Annotated in this window: 16 protein-coding genes; 10 read left to right on the forward strand and 6 right to left on the reverse strand. The window is 31.2% G+C overall.

What is annotated here, in order from left to right; all coding sequences use genetic code 11:
• Nucleotides 1-5 precede the first annotated feature (5 nt).
• Both N5D90_RS05670 and N5D90_RS05675 read right to left on the reverse strand, forming a co-directional pair.
• Nucleotides 6-1838 carry an ABC transporter ATP-binding protein gene (locus N5D90_RS05670; protein WP_280061862.1) on the reverse strand — a complete coding sequence of 611 codons (1833 nt, stop codon included), beginning with the start codon at nt 1836-1838 and terminating at the stop codon, nt 6-8.
• Between the two features lie 149 nt (nt 1839-1987).
• Nucleotides 1988-2413 carry a DUF2147 domain-containing protein gene (locus tag N5D90_RS05675; RefSeq protein WP_280061863.1) on the reverse strand — a complete coding sequence of 142 codons (426 nt, stop codon included), beginning with the start codon at nt 2411-2413 and terminating at the stop codon, nt 1988-1990.
• Nucleotides 2414-2745: 332 nt separating this feature from the next.
• On the opposite strand from N5D90_RS05675, the gene epsC reads away from it, so the two are divergent.
• The 5 genes from epsC (at nt 2746) to N5D90_RS05700 (ending at nt 9724) form a co-directional block, all read left to right on the forward strand.
• Nucleotides 2746-3519: a serine O-acetyltransferase EpsC gene (epsC, locus tag N5D90_RS05680; RefSeq protein WP_280061864.1), complete on the forward strand. Its 774-nt coding sequence runs from the start codon at nt 2746-2748 to the stop codon at nt 3517-3519.
• Nucleotides 3520-3531: 12 nt separating this feature from the next.
• Entirely contained in the window at nt 3532-4440 is a 909-nt protein-coding gene (gene cysK, locus N5D90_RS05685; RefSeq protein WP_280061865.1) for a cysteine synthase A, read from the forward strand.
• Nucleotides 4441-4597: 157 nt separating this feature from the next.
• Nucleotides 4598-7210 (forward strand): ATP-dependent chaperone ClpB, encoded by a 2613-nt coding sequence (clpB, locus tag N5D90_RS05690; RefSeq protein WP_038333249.1) that lies wholly within the window; start codon nt 4598-4600, stop codon nt 7208-7210.
• 245 nt (nt 7211-7455) lie between these two features.
• On the forward strand, nt 7456-8292 hold the full coding sequence (locus N5D90_RS05695; RefSeq protein WP_280061866.1) for a hypothetical protein: 837 nt from the start codon (nt 7456-7458) through the stop codon (nt 8290-8292).
• Nucleotides 8293-8299: 7 nt separating this feature from the next.
• Nucleotides 8300-9724 carry a lectin-like domain-containing protein gene (locus N5D90_RS05700; protein WP_280061867.1) on the forward strand — a complete coding sequence of 475 codons (1425 nt, stop codon included), beginning with the start codon at nt 8300-8302 and terminating at the stop codon, nt 9722-9724.
• A gap of 40 nt (nt 9725-9764) precedes the next feature.
• Here the strand turns inward: N5D90_RS05700 and N5D90_RS05705 are convergent, their stop codons facing one another.
• Complete coding sequence (locus N5D90_RS05705) at nt 9765-10274, reverse strand: DUF2480 family protein (protein ID WP_221855726.1); 510 nt, start codon at nt 10272-10274, stop codon at nt 9765-9767.
• A 100-nt stretch (nt 10275-10374) separates the two neighbouring features.
• Here N5D90_RS05705 and lpxB point away from each other — a divergent pair, with 100 nt between their 5' ends.
• The 4 genes from lpxB (at nt 10375) to N5D90_RS05725 (ending at nt 14085) form a co-directional block, all read left to right on the forward strand.
• The gene (gene lpxB / locus N5D90_RS05710) at nt 10375-11487 is read left to right on the forward strand and encodes a lipid-A-disaccharide synthase (RefSeq protein ID WP_280061868.1); all 1113 of its coding nucleotides are present in this window, start codon (nt 10375-10377) and stop codon (nt 11485-11487) included.
• Nucleotides 11488-11734: 247 nt separating this feature from the next.
• Complete coding sequence (locus N5D90_RS05715; RefSeq protein ID WP_280061869.1) at nt 11735-12178, forward strand: hypothetical protein; 444 nt, start codon at nt 11735-11737, stop codon at nt 12176-12178.
• Between the two features lie 13 nt (nt 12179-12191).
• Nucleotides 12192-12749 (forward strand): RNA polymerase sigma factor, encoded by a 558-nt coding sequence (locus tag N5D90_RS05720; RefSeq protein WP_115002344.1) that lies wholly within the window; start codon nt 12192-12194, stop codon nt 12747-12749.
• Nucleotides 12736-14085 carry an outer membrane beta-barrel protein gene (locus tag N5D90_RS05725; protein WP_280061870.1) on the forward strand — a complete coding sequence of 450 codons (1350 nt, stop codon included), beginning with the start codon at nt 12736-12738 and terminating at the stop codon, nt 14083-14085. The genes N5D90_RS05720 and N5D90_RS05725 overlap by 14 nt, the downstream gene beginning before the upstream one ends.
• Before the next feature lie 15 nt (nt 14086-14100).
• Here the strand turns inward: N5D90_RS05725 and N5D90_RS05730 are convergent, their stop codons facing one another.
• Nucleotides 14101-14538, reverse strand: coding sequence for a DUF2141 domain-containing protein (locus N5D90_RS05730; protein ID WP_280061871.1), 438 nt, complete (start codon nt 14536-14538; stop codon nt 14101-14103).
• A gap of 75 nt (nt 14539-14613) precedes the next feature.
• On the opposite strand from N5D90_RS05730, the gene N5D90_RS05735 reads away from it, so the two are divergent.
• Entirely contained in the window at nt 14614-16578 is a 1965-nt protein-coding gene (locus N5D90_RS05735; protein WP_280061872.1) for a ComEC/Rec2 family competence protein, read from the forward strand.
• Here the strand turns inward: N5D90_RS05735 and N5D90_RS05740 are convergent.
• Nucleotides 16568-17011 (reverse strand): thioredoxin family protein, encoded by a 444-nt coding sequence (locus tag N5D90_RS05740; RefSeq protein WP_125348917.1) that lies wholly within the window; start codon nt 17009-17011, stop codon nt 16568-16570. The two genes, N5D90_RS05735 and N5D90_RS05740, sit on opposite strands and share 11 nt — an antisense overlap.
• 15 nt (nt 17012-17026) lie before the next feature.
• Complete coding sequence (locus N5D90_RS05745; protein ID WP_115002336.1) at nt 17027-19111, reverse strand: peptide MFS transporter; 2085 nt, start codon at nt 19109-19111, stop codon at nt 17027-17029.
• Nucleotides 19112-19134 lie beyond the last annotated feature (23 nt).

A 19134-nucleotide genomic window follows, 5' to 3' on the forward strand; every position in this document is an offset into this window, starting at 1 on the left:
AAGTTTTATTCAAAATTTTGCATGTTTACCAAATTAGCATAAACTCCTTTTTTCTCGATAAGCGAATGATGATTTCCTTCTTCAATAATTCTTCCTGCTTCCATTACCACAATTTTATCTGCATTCTGAATGGTTGATAAACGGTGCGCAATAACTAAAGAAGTACGATTTTGCATCATATTATTTAACGCAACTTGCACCAATTTTTCAGATTTAGTATCCAAAGCAGAAGTTGCTTCATCCAAAACCATAATCGGTGGATTTTTATAAACCGCACGTGCAATACTTAAACGTTGTTTTTGTCCACCAGAAAGTTTGCTTCCTCCCTCACCTACCGACTCTTGGTATTTTTCTGGCATTTTTACAATAAACTCTTCCGCATTTGCAATTTGCGCTGCATGTTCTACTTTTTCTAAATTTGGAGATTTATCACCTAATGAAATATTATTAAAAATTGTATCATTAAACAGAATCGAATCTTGCGTAACCAAACCAAATAACAAGCGATAATCATGTAATTTTATATGTTTGATATCAATTCCATCAATCAAAATTTGACCAGATTTCACATCCCAAAAACGAGTAATTAAATTAGCTAAAGTTGATTTTCCAGAACCAGACTGCCCAACTAAAGCAACCGTTTCTCCTTTGTTAATTGTTAAATTAAAATTCTCAATTACATTATGTTTACCATAAGCAAATGTCACATTTCTAAACTCAATTTTATCTTCAAAAGCTTCAATTCCTTTAGCATCTGGAACATCTTTTATCGAAACATCAGCATCCAAAACTTCAAAAATTCTCTTTGCAGAAACTTCTCCTTTTTGTACATCTGATAAAGCCTTAGAAAAGCGTTTAATCGGATCTAATAATGTATAAAATGTTGCGATGTAAAAGATGAATTGTGAACCTGTTAAACCATTTCCTTCTAACGATAACTTACCTCCAAAAAAAACAATTAATCCAATTGTAACAGCTCCTAAAAATTCACTTGTTGGTGAGGCCAAAGCACGTTTTTTCATTACTTTTTGAAGATATTTTCGATAACGATTAATCGATTCATCAAAACGACCTTTTACTTGATCTTCAGCATTAAAAATTTTGATAATCTTAAGCGAAGAAAGTGTTTCGTCTACATAAGTAATAATGTTAGATAATTCGTCTTGTGCATGAGCTGCAGCTTTTTTCAGACTTTTTCCAATCAACGAAATAATTGTTCCCATAATTGGAAAAACTAAAATAGCGAAAATTGTTAATTGATAACTAACTGTAAACAATACCACAACGAAAACAATAATCATAATTGGTGAACGAACAATCTCTACTATTGAATTTAAGATGTTAGATTCTACTTCGTTTACATCACTTGAAATACGATTAATCATATCTCCTTTTCGTTTTTCAGTAAAATAAGCAACTGGCAAATCAATAATTTTGTTGTGAATATCAACACGTAAATCACGTGTCACACCCGAACGTAAGTCTACCAAACAAGTTTCTGAAAGAAAACTGAAAATATTTCGAAATAAAAATGCAATAATAAATATCACACACGAAATCGCTAACACATAAACTGGTCCTTGAGTTTGAGAAAGCTCATTCATATAATAAGCTGAATAATCTGAAAAAAATTGTTTCAAATCACCCAAATCACCAGAATAAATAGGTTTTGCGATAACTCCAGTTGTTTTTTCACCAAACAAAACACTCAAAATTGGCATCATAAAAGCCAATGCAATTACATTGAAAAGTGCATAAAGTAAATTGAATATAATCGCTGTAACAAACGAAGTTCTATATGGTTTTGCGTACGAAAACGCTCTTTTAGTTAAACTCATTGATTTATTTTAGAAAATCAAAACCTTAGTTTTGAAGCTACAAATTTACGCAAAAAAAATAATGACTATTCTTTTAGAAATAGTCATTATAGAGTAAAATTTTGTGGGTTTGATTACTCAGAGTAACCTTTTCGTTTTTGTTTTGATTTTTATTTAACTCGTTGCCAAGTTTGCGTTCTTCCTACAAGAGAAATCCCGATAAAACCTCTTACGTCTAATTTATCATTTCCGTTAAGAGACATTTTTGCTTTGTATTCCTTTCCACTATTAGGATCAATGATTTTTCCACCATTCCATTCTTTTCCATCTTTTTTAAGACCAGAAAGAATTTGCATTCCTAAAATTGGTTTATTTTTTAATGCGCCTGAACAATCTGTACATTTTGCAGCTTCTTTTCCTTTTGTTAAAATCTTAGTGACTTTACCATAAAGTTTTCCATCTTTCTCGAAAATCTCTACGTAAGACTTCGCCTGTTTTGTCTCATCATCAATTGTTTTCCAAATTCCAATTGGTGATTGTGCATACATTAAAGATGTCAACATAAAGAATAATCCGAATAAAATTGATTTTTTCATATTTTTATCCTTTAAAATTTATTTCACTAAAATAACTATTTTTTAGTGTAAATAAAACACTATGCTTTATTTTTTATTAAAATAATCTTTTTTAAACACACAAACCCTTTTATAGTATTAATTATCAGTTGTTTAATTTAATAAATAATTTTAAATAAATAAATATAAATTTTATTCATAAAAGTCAAAACAGTGTATTATTATGCTTACATAGCAATAATAAAAGAGAAAGCATTTTTATGGTTTTTGTCATTTTTTCGACAATTTCTTCTTCAAGAATAAAAAAATGAATACATTTGTCTACTATTTTTATAGAGTTTATAGATTGAAGAATGAATCAGCTTACGAAATACAGTTTACCATTTAGAAAACAAGAAGTAGAACCGTTGATAGAATCCATTATTTATGATGAGATTTTTCAACAACCAAATCCTTTGTATAAGAAAGAAGATTTACTCAATCAATTCAATTCTATCTTGTTAAAAATTGTTCCTGAGGAGAAGTCGAATCAAATTAGTTTATACTTTTTTGAACAATTTGCACAACTTAGACAAGAATTAGAAGAACTGATTTTTGTTTTTTATGCAAATGATCCTGCATCTAAATCAGAAATTGAAATCATTTTAGCTTATCCTGGTTTTTTCGCGATTGCAATTCATCGTTTAGCACATATTCTCTATAAATTAAATACGCCAATTCTTCCACGTTTTTTCTCTGAATATGCACATTCTAAAACTGGAATTGATATTCATCCTGGTGCTACAATTGGAAAAAATTTTTATATCGATCATGGTACAGGAATTGTGATTGGAGAGACAACATTGATTGGTGATCATGTAAAAATTTACCAAGGCGTAACATTAGGAGCGTTTTATGTTTCGAAAAATTTGGCTGATAAAAAACGTCATCCAACAATAGAAAACAATGTCACAATTTATGCTGGGGCAACTATTTTGGGAGGAACAACTGTAATTGGAGAAAATTCTGTAATCGGTGGAAATGTTTGGATTACAGAAAGTATAGAAGAAGATTCTGTTGTCTATCAAGAGAATAAACCGCAAATAAAAAAACAAAAAAAAGAACAACATATCAATTATATCATCTAAAACCTTACAACAATGATTTACAATAACGTATTAGAAACTATAGGAAATACACCAATTATTAAACTGAATAAATTATTTCCTAACCATAATGTTTATATTAAAGTAGAAAAACAAAATCCAGGTGGATCAATTAAAGATCGTATTGCTTTAGCAATGATTGAAGATGCGGAAAAAGCTGGAATTTTAAAACCTGGAGGAACAATTATAGAACCTACTTCGGGTAATACAGGAATTGGCTTATCATTTGTTGCAGCTGTAAAAGGTTACAAAATGATTATCACAATGCCAGAATCAATGTCAATTGAGCGTCGAAAAATTATGGAAGCTTATGGTGCTGAATTTGTTTTAACTCCAAAAGAATTAGGAATGAAAGGCGCTATTGCAAAAGCACAAGAATTAGCCGAAACAATAGAAGGCGCTTGGGTTCCGCAACAATTTGAGAATAGTTCGAATCCGACAGTTCATTACAATACAACAGCAAAAGAAATTCTTTCTGATTTTCCACAAGGAGTAGATTATTTAATCACAGGAGTTGGAACAGGTGGACATCTTTCTGGAATTGGAAAAGCATTGAAAGAAGTTAATTCTTCAACAAAAGTTATCGCTGTAGAACCAACAGATTCTCCTGTCATTTCAGGAGGAAATCCTGGTCCACACGCGATTCAAGGAATTGGAGCAGGCTTTATTCCAACTAATTTAGATACTTCAATTGTTGATTCTTCTATTCAAATTACAAGAGAAGAAGCATTTGAGTTTGCAAAAAAAGTAGCAAAAGTAGAAGGTTTATTTGTCGGAATTTCGACAGGAGCTTCGTTGGCTGCAGTTGCTAAAACATTGAATGAAGTAGATAAAGAAGCGAAAATATTAACTGTCAACTACGATACTGGCGAACGCTATTTATCAGTAGAAGGTTTATTTTAAATACTATAAAATTTTTTAAACAAAAGGAGATATTGTCAAAATGTCTCCTTTTTTTATTCAATATAGTCAAAAAGTCAGTTTTTAGGTTTTATTTCTACTTTGGAATATTTTTTGATGGAATACACCAAACAAAACCAATATAAAAAACTAAAAACCAATGGATTTTAATCAATTTACAATAAAGGGTCGTGAGGCGATTCAAGCAGCGCAGCAAATTGCAGTTGCTCAAAAAAATCAAGCAATAGAACCAGCTCATATTTTAGGCGGAATGATAGATGTTGATGAAAACGTATTATCATTAATCTTAGAAAAACAAGGTGTAAAAATGGATATGTTGAAACCTGAGCTGGATTTAGAAATCAATAAATATCCAAAAATTGAAGGCCAACAAGGAAATCATCTTTCCAATTCATCTAACCAAATTTTGCAATCTGCACAAGAAATTGCAAAAGAGATGAACGATGATTTTATCACCTTAGAGCATTTATTATTAGGTATAATCAAGAATGTATCGCCTGTAAGTCAGTTATTAAAAAATAGAGGTGTAACATTCGACAACACAAAAAAATTAGTAACAGAATTGAGAAACGGAGAAAGAGTAACTTCTGAAAACGCAGAAGGAACATATAATTCATTAAATAAATACGCTAAAAATTTAACAGATTTAGCAAAAGAAGGAAAATTAGATCCTGTAATTGGACGTGACGAAGAAATTCGTCGTGTTTTACAAATTCTATCACGTCGTACAAAAAATAATCCAATCCTTATTGGTGAACCAGGTGTTGGTAAAACAGCTATAGCAGAAGGTTTAGCACATCGTATCATCAATGGAGATGTTCCAGAAAATCTTTTGAATAAACAAATTTTTTCATTGGATATGGGAGCTTTGGTTGCGGGTGCAAAATACAAAGGTGAGTTCGAAGAGCGTTTGAAAGCCGTTGTAAAAGAGGTAACTGCTTCGAATGGAGAAATTATTTTATTCATCGATGAGATTCACACGCTTGTTGGTGCTGGCGGTGGCGGAGAAGGCGCAATGGATGCAGCAAATATCCTAAAACCTGCTTTGGCTCGTGGCGAATTACGCTCGATTGGTGCTACTACTTTAAATGAATATCAAAAATATTTCGAAAAAGATAAAGCTTTAGAGCGTCGTTTCCAGAAAGTAATGGTTGAAGAACCAGATGAAGAATCTGCAATTTCTATTTTGCGTGGAATCAAAGATAAATACGAGCAACATCATAAAATTGGAATTAAAGACGAGGCAATTATTGCGGCTGTAAAATTATCAACACGTTATATTACAGATCGTTTTTTACCAGATAAGGCCATCGATTTGATGGACGAAGCAGCTTCTAAGTTGAGAATGGAAATGAATTCTAAACCAGAAGATTTAGATAAATTAGATCGTAGAATTATTCAGTTAGAAATCGAAATTGAAGCGATAAAACGTGAAAATGATGAGAAAAAATTGAATCTTTTGAAAGAAGAATTATCTAATCTTCAAGATGAAAGAAATCAATTGAATTCGAAATGGGAAGCGGAAAGAAATCGTGCCGATGAAGTTCAAGATTTGAGAAAATCTATCGAAAATATCAAATTCGAAATTGAGCGTGCAAAACGTGATTATGATTATGCAAAAGCTTCCAAATTAGAATTTGAAGACTTAGTTAATGCAAAAAATAATTTAGAAGAAGCTGAGCATAATCTTGAAGAAAATAAACAAAATAAACTCGTTAAAGAGTTTGTTGATGCAGATGATATTGCAGAAGTTGTATCAAAATGGACTGGAGTTCCAGCTCAGAAAATGATGCAATCTGACCGCGAAAAATTATTGAATTTAGAAAGCGAATTACACAAACGTGTTCTTGGACAAGAAGAAGCAATAACAGCTGTTTCTGATGCGATTCGTCGTTCTCGCGCAGGTCTTAGTGACGAAGGAAAACCAATTGGTTCGTTCTTATTCTTAGGTTCGACTGGTGTTGGGAAAACTGAGTTAGCAAAAGCTTTGGCTGAATTTTTATTCGATGATGAAAATGCAATGACTCGTATCGACATGTCCGAATATCAGGAGCGTCATGCGGTTTCTCGCTTGGTTGGGGCACCTCCGGGTTACGTTGGTTACGACGAAGGTGGACAATTAACAGAAGCGGTTCGTCGTCGTCCTTATTCAGTTATTTTGTTGGACGAAATTGAGAAAGCACATCCAGATGTTTTCAATATTTTGTTACAAGTTTTGGATGACGGACGTTTGACAGACAACAAAGGTCGTGTAGTTAACTTTAAAAATACGATTATCATTATGACATCGAATTTTGGTTCGCATACGATTTTAGATAAATTCTCAAACATTGACGAAAACAATGTGGCACAAGTTTATGATGAAACAAAAGATGTAGTTTTTGAAGAATTGAAACAAAACTTTAGACCTGAATTTTTGAATCGTATTGATGAAATTATTTTGTTCCGTCCATTGAGCGAAAACCAAATTTCTGGAATCGTGAATATCTATTTAAGCGGAGTTGCGAAGAAATTAGCACAACGCGATATTACATTAGATATTACGCCAGAAGCTGTTGATTATTTAGCAAGAAAAGGTTACGATCCACAATTTGGGGCAAGACCATTGAAACGAGTTATTCAGCAAGATGTTTTAAATGAACTTTCGAAAGAAATTTTGAAAGGAACAATAAATGATAATGATGCGGTTTTAATCGATTATTTCGAAGAAAAACCTGGAGATAATAAATTAGTTTTCAGAACTAATCAATAAGTATATTACGATTTTATTCATGTGTAAAAAATCCGCTCAAAGAGCGGATTTTTTTATTTCTTCTTATTATAAATCTAATCAAATATCATGATAAAAATGTTAAAAATCAATAGAATTAATACGTCTAAAATTAATATATAAAAAGATAATTTATTAAAAATGTTAAATGTTTTTTTTCATCTTTTTAATGTATAAAATCATCATTATAGAGATCATATTTGAAATAGTTTTGCTAAATAATTTGAATGGATATGTTTAGAAAATTATTAACAATTACGTTTATTACGATTTGTATTTCAACGTTTTCTCAGGTAGGAATTGGAACAAACACACCAAATTCCTCTTCTATTTTAGATGTTAGATCTTCTACAGCAGGAATTCTAATTCCTAGAATTGCTCTAACAAATACAACAACTTATAAACTAAATGGGGCAACGACAATTGCTGAGCAATTTTTAGCAAATTCGATGTTAGTTTATAACACTTCTTCTCAAAATGATGTTACAGAAGGGTATTATTATTGGAAACAAATTAATGCTACAACATCTGGGAAATGGGTCAAGTTAATGAATAGTCAAGATAATGTAGTTTCCGCAACTAATGGTTTGAATATTAATTCTAATCAGAATGTTGCTTTAGGAGGAAGTTTAAATAGCCCTACGTCTGTTGCAACATCTTCTACAAATACACTTGCTATCACAGGTTTACAAACTGGAAATAATATAACAGATAAGATTGTAACAACAGATACAAATGGTGTATTAAAAGTTGTAAACTCGGCTTTACCAAAAGTATTCTACATGCCTTCTATTACATTAGACGTTTCTACTTTAGCAACAGGAAAAACAGTAGATTTATATGCCGCTTATTTAAGTCAATTCGGAAGCCCGAAAGTTGGAAGCCAAGGTGCTCCTTCTTCAATCCCTACTTACACAAAAGATCAACTTTATTATTATGTAACCTATTTTGATCCAAATGTATTTTCTGTAACTTCTGTTGACGCAAATGGTTTAATGACGTATAATGTTATTGGATCAGCTACAAGCTCTTCTTATATGAATATTGTATTTGTTGTTAAATAATTCATCTATGAAAAAATACTTAATCATTAACCTTTTCCTTTTATTAGGAAATGCGTTATTTGGACAATTTATCATAAAAGAAAATTTCAAATCAAATAAAGTTTCAAGTAATATTATTCTTGGAGGTGAAGCTACATTAACAGGAGGAAAAACAGATCCTGATGGAGATGGCTGGTTAAGACTTACACCTGCACAAGCAAACAAAAAAGGCTATGCATTTATCAATGAAGCTTTTCCTTCAGCACTAGGAATTACCGCAGAATTTGAATTTAAGGCATGGCGATCAACACAATCTGGTTCTTATACTGGTGGTGATGGATTCTCTGTTTTTTTATTTGACGGTTCTATTTCTTCAGCATCTTTCCGAATTGGTGGATACGGTGGTTCTTTAGGGTATGCAAGAAATACAGCTACATCTCCTGCTGTTAACAATGGTTTGTTAGGTGGATATGTTGGTATAGGATTTGACTCTTATGGAAATTTTGGAAATGTTGGAGAAGGTAAAAATGGTTTAATATCAAGCACAAATTCACCAATCCCTAAAGATCCAAATGTAAATGATGGAACAATTCCGAATACTATTGTATTGAGAGGTGCTACAAACGAAACAACAACTTCTTCATCCAATCCAATCTTAGGCTATGCAAAACTAGGCGATAGAAGTGTTAATGGAAGTGCAATGCGGCTAATTAGTGAATTAGATTACGACGTATTGACTCCAACTCGTCCAACAGACGCTCTATTTTATAGAAAAGTAAAAATTGTAATTCTTCCTATAGCAGGATCTACAACCAGATATCAAATTAAAGTTTATATGTCTAAAACTTTAAATTCTGATTATAGTTCTAATCCTCTCATAGACTATACAACTACACAACCCATCCCTTCTACTCTAAAAATTGGTTTTGCTGCTTCTACTGGAGGTGCTTATAACAATCATGATATTCGAAATTTGCAAATAACAACAACAGGAAATTTAAGTGTTTTTAATTCTGTAGACATTCCTTTAGTTTGTAATGAAAAACAATCACAAGAGGTTACTTTCCGAGTGGATGTCAACAATTCAAATGCAACACCACTAAATTCAATTCAAGTTGATGGTAAATTTTTAGATAAAGTTGGAGGCTCATTAATCAATACAAACCTTTTTTCTATTACAAGTATTACCTATTCAAGTAACGTCACGAATCAAAATATTCTGAATCAAAACAATAGCTTCAACGGAACAATTGGTTTACCAGCAGATAGTTCTGGAAGTATTTTTGTAAAAGGAACTATAAAAAAGCCGAATACACAAATAGTTAATACTGTAAATGTTTCATCTAATGAAATTGTAGACCCTGATTTAAGCAATAATACATCAACAGATGTCGTAAAAAGATATCAATGCGAAATTGTGACAAATCCTATGTTATACATTAAAACTAAGTAAATAAAAAAGGCTATTCACATTTCGTAAAATAGCCTTTTTTTTATTTCTTCTTTTTATAAAGCGGAACAGTGCTACACGCTTCACCAAACATTAACGAACTTACAATTGGTTGTAAACGTTCAATCAACTGAATATAAGCTGATTCTGGTACAGGTTTGTGAGAGCAACCTTTCACAATTATTTTTCCATCAACATAATCTTCATAAGGCAAATGATCTACAATTTCTGTGTACAAAATCGTATCCAAATCTTGTAAACTTCCATGTACAATTCGTTTCGCAATTGGCGACAAATAGGTTGCGACCAACAAATAAGCCCAAGACGGAACAATCGCATCCGCAGTACACGTTAACGCTACATATTTATCTTGATATTGTGTCCAATCATGATTTTTCAGATTTTCTCTAAAATCCTTTTCTCTAAGAATCAATTCTTCATATAACCAATCTTTCAAGTCAAAAACAACACGATCTCCATCAGGGTAATAATCCTGTAAATCAATTGTTACTAAACTACTATTGGCAACTTTATTTATAATTTCGTCTGACATTTTTCTTTGTTTGAAAGAGTAAATTTACGCAATAAAAAACATTGAAATCTACTCCACTTATAGATTTCTCCTATCTTTGTAAGAAGAAAAATGATTTCCATTGAAATACTATATCATTGCAGGTGAAGCTTCGGGCGATTTGCACGCATCGAACTTAATGAAAAAATTAAAATTAAAAGATCCACAAGCTGAATTCAGATTTTGGGGAGGAGATTTGATGCAAATGCAAGGCGGAACTTTAGTCAAACATTACAGAGATTTGGCGTTTATGGGTTTTGCTGAAGTTGTAATGAATTTAAGAACGATTTTAGGAAATATTTCGGTTGCTAAAAAAGACATCGAAACTTATCAGCCAGATGCAGTTATTTTAGTTGATTATCCTGGTTTTAATCTCAGAATTGCTGAATTTGTAAAAAGTCTTGGAATTAAAGTTTATTATTATATTTCGCCACAAATTTGGGCTTGGAAAACTGGTCGAGTTCATAAAATCAAAAAAGTTGTCGACAAAATGTTTGTGATTCTTCCGTTCGAAGAAGAATTTTATCAACGTTACAATTACAAAGTAGATTTTGTTGGAAATCCATTATTAGACTCGTTGAATAATCTTCCGCCAATTGATGAACAACAATTTAGAAAAGACAATAATTTAGACGAAAGACCAATTATTGCTTTACTTCCTGGAAGTCGAACACAAGAAATTAAAGTCAAATTACCTTTGATGCTTTCAGTGGAAAAAGATTTTCCCGATTATCAATTTGTTGTGGCGGGTGCTCCATCTCAACCAATCGAAAATTATAAAAAAATTGCAGGCAACAACTTGAAAATTGTTGAGAATAGAACCTATGATTTATTACGAGTTTCTCATGCAGCCTTGGTTACATCAGGAACAGCAACATTAGAAACTGCTTTACTGAAAGTTCCAGAAGTTGTTTGTTACAAAGGAAATGCTATTTCGTACGAAATCGGAAAACGTGTTGTAAAAAACATTCGTTTTATTTCGTTGGTAAACTTGATTATGGACGAAGAAGTAGTGAAAGAGTTAATTCAATATGATTTAACTTACGAAAATATCAAACGAGAATTAGATTTAATTTTAAATTCTCCTAAACGAGAAAAAATCATGAAAAGCTATGAAGAATTGTATCATAAACTTGGTGGAATTGGTGCTTCAGAAAGAACCGCTTCACTAATTATTGAGGACTTAAAAAAATAATTTAAAAAAAAGTAAAAGTTTGACGCAACCTTTTATTGTTTTTTAAATCTTGTAAGCTATAGATGTCATTCAGATCTAATTATTAAAATGTTTCAGGATTGACTTAATTAAAGTTTACACCTATTCTAACAAAGTAATCCTCTTGATTTTCAAGGGGTTTTCTTATTCTATATATTAATTTCTTATTCTTTCACGCAACCTTTTCTAAAATCTATATCTTATTTTTATAACGATTAAAACTCATACAATGAAATTAATGAAAAGATTAAGCATGTTTGCTTTGGTAGGTATTTTAGGTTTATCAACATTTAGTTGTTTAAATAATGATGACTCAGATTTTGTAAACTATGGTTATTTTACAACAGAAGGAGTTACTGTTAATCAAGATTCTATTATGCCTATAAACCAAACAACAAATGTTAAAGTAAATTATTCAAAAACAAATTCTTGTCAAGAATTTATACAATTTAGTTTATTACAAGGCAGCAACGATTCTGTACATTACATTGGAGTTTTAGGTTCTCAAGGAAATGGACAATCATGTTTACCTGCAACAACTATCGAATCTAAAACTTTAAAATTTACTCCTAAAAAAGCAGGAAAATATACATTAAAGTTTTGGACTGGTAAAAACTCAGAAAATAAAGATACTTTTAACGATTCTATTGTCTTAAACATTAAAGAAAAATAAAGTCCAATAAGTTTTGAATAGTGACTCTCTTGAAATTTTAATCAAGCAATGTCAAGAACAAAATAGAAAAGCTCAAGAAGAAATTTATGTTGAGTTTTCGCCTGTTTTGTTCTCGATCTGTCTTCGTTATGCCGAAAATTACGAAGATGCGCAAGATATTTTTCAAGAGGGTTTTATTCATATCTTCAATAAAATAAATCAATTCAAGTTCGAAGGATCTTTTGAAGGTTGGATGAAACGGATAATGGTAAATCTTAATTTAGAAAAACTAAAAAAGAAGAATAATTTACCTTTTGAAGATTTCGAAAATCTCATTATAACACAAGAAGACGACAACGAAGTTGAAGAAGATTTTGATTATCAACAATTGTTAGAAGCCGTTCATAATCTTCCACCACAATACAGGCAAGTTTTTAACCTCTACGTTTTTGAAGAATATTCGCACCAAGAAATTGCAGAAATGCTGACCATTTCGGTTGGAACTTCAAAATCAAACTTATCAAGAGCACGAAATTTATTAAAACAAAAACTCAATCAATTAAAAACTGTCACAGAAGATGAACAAATTTGATCAACATATTAAAGATAAACTCTCGCAACCACAGCTTCCTCCGATGGATGCTTGGAAAAATATTCAGGAGAAATTAGACGAGAAAGAGAAGAAAAAACGAATCATTCCTTTATTTTATTGGATTGGTTCTACTGCCGCATGTTTAGTTGCTGGGATTTCTATTTATTATTTTAATCAAAATGATGCGGTTAACGTTAATCATATTCCAACGAATGAAGTTGTAAAAACGAAATCGACTTCTAAAGAATCTATCGAAAAAAATTGGAATAATATTGATCATACGAATGAAAATTCTTCTGATAAAAAGATTGTTTCTTCTGTAAAAAATTCGACTGAATCAAATCAAAAAACAATTCAACATTCAAATTCATATTTTGAAAATATAATTGGAGAATCAACTTTATTTTCGAATACAATTCCAAATCAAAAAGAAGATAAAACACTAGAATTATCTCAAAAGAATTCAACTCAAAAAGATAATTTTGTACAAAATAATTCTTCAATCAATCCAAAAAATGAAGTTTCTGAAAAAGAAACTAATCCTAAAATTTTAGAAGAAAAACCATTAGAATTAGTTCTTCAAGAAGAGGAAAAAAAGAAAGAGAAAGTAGAAATCAAACAGAAATCTCCACTTCTGACGATTTCTTCGTACATCAATCCAACAAAAGTGTTAGAATCAAAATCTATTTTAGCAAATGAATTTAATGATTACAACATCAAAAATAACATTACAGTTGCTTATGGCGCAAAAGTTTCTGTTCGATTAAATGATAAGATAAATGTTCGTTCGGGAATTGCAAAAGTTGAGTTGGAACAAAATACAACCAATATAAATTCGGGAATCAATACAGGTGTTTATGCACTTTCTGCAAGCATGCCAAAATCATCTAACAATATCACATATCATTCGAATATTCGAGTTGTAGGTGATAATATATCACATACAACAATGACAATGTTGTCTTCTGAAACAAATAATATGGAGCAAAAAGTGCATTATATCGAGATTCCGTTAGAAGTTGAATACAAATTAGCGAGTTTTGATAAATTTAATCTTCTTGCAACAGCTGGTGGAAGTTATTATGTAGTCACAAAAAATACGATTTCTTTGGCTGATGTTAACACAAGATCTCAATATAAATTGGGTGAGGCAAGCAACTTGAATGATATGAGTTATAGCGCGAATGCAGGTGTTAAATTAGAGTATAATTTATCGAATAAATCAAGCATTAACCTTGAACCAAACTATAGATATATGCTAAATCCATTGAAAAATGTTGACGCTAAAAACCCATCTTTATTAGGATTAAATTTAGGTTTTTCAATTAAATTTTAACAAAAAAGACGAAGATTATTCTTCGCCTTTGTTATTGTTTAGTTTGATTAGAATTGTATTATTTTCTTCAGTCATTTCCACTTTAGCTTCCTCAAAAGTTGGCTCACGCAAAATAGGATCTAAATTCTTAGAAAAACCATACGGTTCTTTACGCACACCCAAAAAACTTTTATCAAGCTGTTTATTATTGTTCGTATCCAAAAATACTTTTACCGCATAAAATGTTGGTTCAATATCTTTAAATACCGTTTCATACTTATCTATATCAGCAACTGGAACGTACAATTTCTTGAATGCATTTTGACCTTTTGTATAATTTTCTACATTTCTATAAAACTCTATAGCCAAATTTCCTTTCATTTTCTTAAGGTTTGTGATTGATAGTTTTACATCAATTTGAGCCATTGCCATTTGCGTAAAAAACAACACAACTAATATAAGAATCTTCTTCATTTCTCTATTTTTAAATTAATTCATTTACAAATAATTAAAACCAACTATTTGTAAATAAAATTATAAATTATTAGGATGAAAAAGTATCTCTTTTTTACCCTAACAATTTGTTTCTCAATCGGAATAATTTTATCCGAATTATTAATTCCTGCTACAAATTTACGAATTATATTTTTTTTACTAATTATTCTACTTTTTATCTCTTTGTTAAAAAATAATTATCGTCAAAATATCATCGCTTTTTTAGGCATTTCGATGATTTTAGGCTACTATATTCATCAAAATTATAATCGACATTCAAGAATTGACTTCGAATCTGTTTCAAAAATTCATTTGCTAAAAGTCGTTTATAGTTCTAATTCAACTGAAAAATATACCAATTACGTTGTAAAAGATATCGAAACGAATGAGCAAATATTACTTCATATAAAATCTCAACAACAAACTTTATATCCTAATGATGAAATCATCATTTTCGGAGAAAAAAGAGAAATTCAAGAACCATTTAATCCATATCAATTTGATTACAAACGTTTCTTAAACAGAAAAAGAATTTATTCTCAAATCTTTACAGATGAAATTATTTCTATTCACAAAGAAGGAAATGGTTTTAGGAATTGGGTTGCAAAATCGAAAGTGAAAATTCGAGAAAAGTTAACAGAACAAGGTTATTCGCTCGAAAGTAGAGCAATTATTTCGTCTATGCTTTTGGGGGATAGAACAGAGCTTTCTCAAGAACTAAATCAAAGTTATGTGGCGACCGGAGTTGTTCATATTTTATCTATTTCTGGTTTGCATGTGATGATGATTTACATGATTTTACAATTCGTTTTACAACCATTATTGAAGTTAAAACATGGTCGAAAAATTAGAATAATTATTAGCTTAATATTTATCTGGATTTTTGCTTTTTATGTCGAATTGGAACCGCCAGTTTTTCGTTCTGCGTTGATGATTACCATTTATTATATCAGTGAATTACTCAATCGTCCAAAAAATATTTTTCATACACTTTCGCTTTCTGCTTTTATCATTCTAGTTTTTCAACCTAATTATTTGTTTGATGTTGGCTTTCAACTAAGTTTTTCAGCAGTCTTTTTCATTGTTTGGCTCAATCCAATTTTCGAGCATTATTGGAAAGTAAAAAATAGTTTTCTGAAGAAAATCAAGATTATGATTGAAACAAGTTTATCTGCTCAATTGGGTACTTTACCAATTTCGGTCTTGTATTTTAATCAATTTTCTGGATTGTTTTTATTCGGAAATTTAGTCTTGATTCCAGCTTCTTTTTTGATGATTTGCGGTGGAATAATTAGTATTCTTCTCATCATTTTTGATCTTAATATTCCAATTTATACGTGGCTTTTCAATCATTTTATCTATTATTCAAATCAATATATTTATTGGTTAGCAAGTTTCAAGTTTATTGCGAAAGATGTTTATATCAGTTTGTTCACTGCTATTTTGATTGGCGTTATTTTATATATGTCGAAACCATTATTCTTGAAAAAATCTAAACTAGCCTTATTCGTTTGTCTAATATCTTTATTTCTAATTGAATCTGAACGATATTATCAAATTTATGAACTCAATCATTCGAATGAATTAATCGTTTTTAATCAATATAAGAATAGTATTATCGGGATAAGAAATCAACGAAGTTTAGCAATTTTAAGCGAAAATCCTTTGGATGAAAAAACTTATAATTTTACGATTAAACCCTATAAAATCCATGATCGAATAAAAAATGTTAGTTTCTACTCTTATGATTCAGACTTTAAACATCAACATTTTATCAAACATCCAAATTCTATCGAAACGAAGTCATTTAAACTCTTATTAAATGAAGAAGATTCAACACTTCCTTTTTATGTGTTAATTCATCAATCAAAGCTTTATCCTTTCGAAAATAATAACAAATTAAAAAGGGTAATTGCTGATGCCAGCAACTACCCTTCTATTGTTACAGAACTTGAAGAAACTTCTGATTCTGTTTTATGGAAAACCTCTCAACAAGGTTATTTCTCGATTAAATTTTGATATCGTTTATGAAATCTGTCGAACTGCGATAACCCAAAACAACTTTGTTGATATCTCCTTTTCCGTTCATCAAAACAGTTGCAGGATAGCTCAATTGTCCGTTTGTAAAGGCATACGCCATGTAATTCGCTTTAGCAGGCGCAATGTACGTGTACTGAATTCCCATAAATTTTACCATATCCTTTGTCTCTGCATCAAATTTTACCGCAATGTAATTTTTGTTCACATAATCTGCGACTTTATTATCTGTAAAAGTTTCTTTGTCCAAACGCTTACAGAATCCACACCAAGTTGTGTAGAAATTAATCAATACAGGTTTTTCTGGATGTGCTTTTATTTCCTTTGTTGCTTCGTCTAATGATAACCATTTAATTTCTTGTCCGAAAAGAAATGATGATAAAATTAGGGCAGCGATTGCTAAGCTTGATTTCATAAATTTCAATCTTTATTATTTAACTCCGTGCATCAATTTCTTCATGATTGGATTTAATGCGATAACGATTAAACCTGCTACAATTGGTACAATTGTAAAAATTAAGAAGAAAGTTGATAACGAATATTCTTTTGTAATATTTTCGATTTGACCTCCTAAAATGGCTGCCAATTTGTTACCAATTGCAATTGCAAGGTACCACATTCCGAACATAAATGCAATCATACGAGCTGGAACTAATTTCGATACGTACGAAAGTCCAACTGGAGATAAGCAGAGCTCGCCCAATGTGTGGAATAAATAAGCTAAAACTAACCAGATGATAGAAACGCGCACGCCTTCTGAAATTCCGTAAGAACCGAAAGCTAAGAATCCGAATCCGATTGCCATAATAATTAATCCTAAACCATATTTTACAGAAGCTGATGGATTATATTTAGAATCCCAAACACGAGAAACTAATGATGCTAATGCAATGATGAAGAATGAGTTTAATGTAGAGAACCAAGAAACGGTAATTTCTACTTGAGAATCTTTAATCTCTGCTACTTTCGCAGGAACAACTTCAGATGGTTTATTTTGATTTTTATATTCAGTATCTAATTTCACTAAACTTTCTGGAGAAACTAATACAAATTTGTCCCCTTCTTTGTGAATATTAATATCAGATCCTTTTGTTAAAGCGTCTTGAGAAGCTAAATTAATTGTTTCAGTAACAATTTTATCTGTAGAGTTTGCCACATAAGAAGCCGTAACTGGTGTTTTATCAAAAACAGGTTGACCTTCTTCGTTCATAACTTGTTTACCAGCATCGTCTAATTTAGCCGTTTCAATTGCTTGGTAAGAAACATCGTAAGAGTGAGAAGTCCAGTTATAGTTTAACATCCAAATTGCAGCAGCCCAAATTCCTAAGAAAGTAAATGCTAAAACAATATTAGATGCAGCCGCTTTTTTGAATGTTTGTTTTGCTAATAAAATCAATACATACGAGATAAACAATAATGGAACAACTGTTAATAATGTATTGAAAACATTGAATGCCATTGCAGCACCTCCAATCAAGTTACGTTCTGTATTATCACGCGCAAAGATTACCAATGATGTAGCTCCTTGCTCGAAAGACATCCAGAAGAAGATAACGAAGAATGCAAAGATAATTACCGCAATCATACGGTCACGAACTACTTTTGTATAATTTGCCAAACGACGAATTACCACAAAAAAGAACAAGAATAATGCTACTAAAATAACAACATTTTGTCCTGATAAACCTCCGATAGAGAATGGGAATAAGTTAATTCCACCAATTGCATTTAACGGATCATTGAACGCATAGCCTAATCCTAAAAGCGTCATAATAACGATTAAGATTTGATCTAAAACTGTAAAAGGATTTGGTTTTTCTCCTGGTTCGTATTTTGGTGTATCATCGTCAGCCGTAATTTGATTTCCTGTTTTAGAAGGAACCTCACCAATATGCCCAAATAATGGTTTTGCTAACCAGAATTGTAATGTACCTAATAACATGAAGATACCAGCTAAACCGAATCCCCAGTGCCATCCTACTTTTTCTGCTAAGAATCCACACAACATCATTCCGAAGAATGCACCAGCGTTAACTCCCATGTAGAAAATTGTATAAGCACCATCCTTTTTCTCAGGAAAGTCTTTGTACATTTCTGATAAGATAGATGTCATATTTGGTTTGAAGAATCCTGTTCCAATAACCAAACACGCCAATCCTAAATATAAAAAGATAGGTGTATCAAAAGCCATGAATGCGTGACCAAGAGTCATAATAATCGCACCAATTACTACTGCCCAACGATAACCTATGTATTTGTCGGCAATAATCCCTCCAAAGATGGGCGTAATGTAAAGTAACATTGCGTATGTTCCATATAAAGCGGTTGCTTTTTCTATAGACCATTCCCAACCTGGATTTAACCCAATAACTGCAGCTGTTAAAAACTGAATTAATAAAACGCGCATTCCGTAGAATGAAAAACGCTCCCACATCTCTGTAAAGAAAAGCACGAACAATCCTGACGGATGTCCTAGTACTTTTGAATCAAAGAAATTTTCCGATTTTGAACTCATGTTTGTTTGTTAAAAGTATATCT

The organism is Empedobacter sp. GD03797 (genome assembly GCF_029842105.1).
Classification (GTDB): domain Bacteria; phylum Bacteroidota; class Bacteroidia; order Flavobacteriales; family Weeksellaceae; genus Empedobacter; species Empedobacter falsenii_C.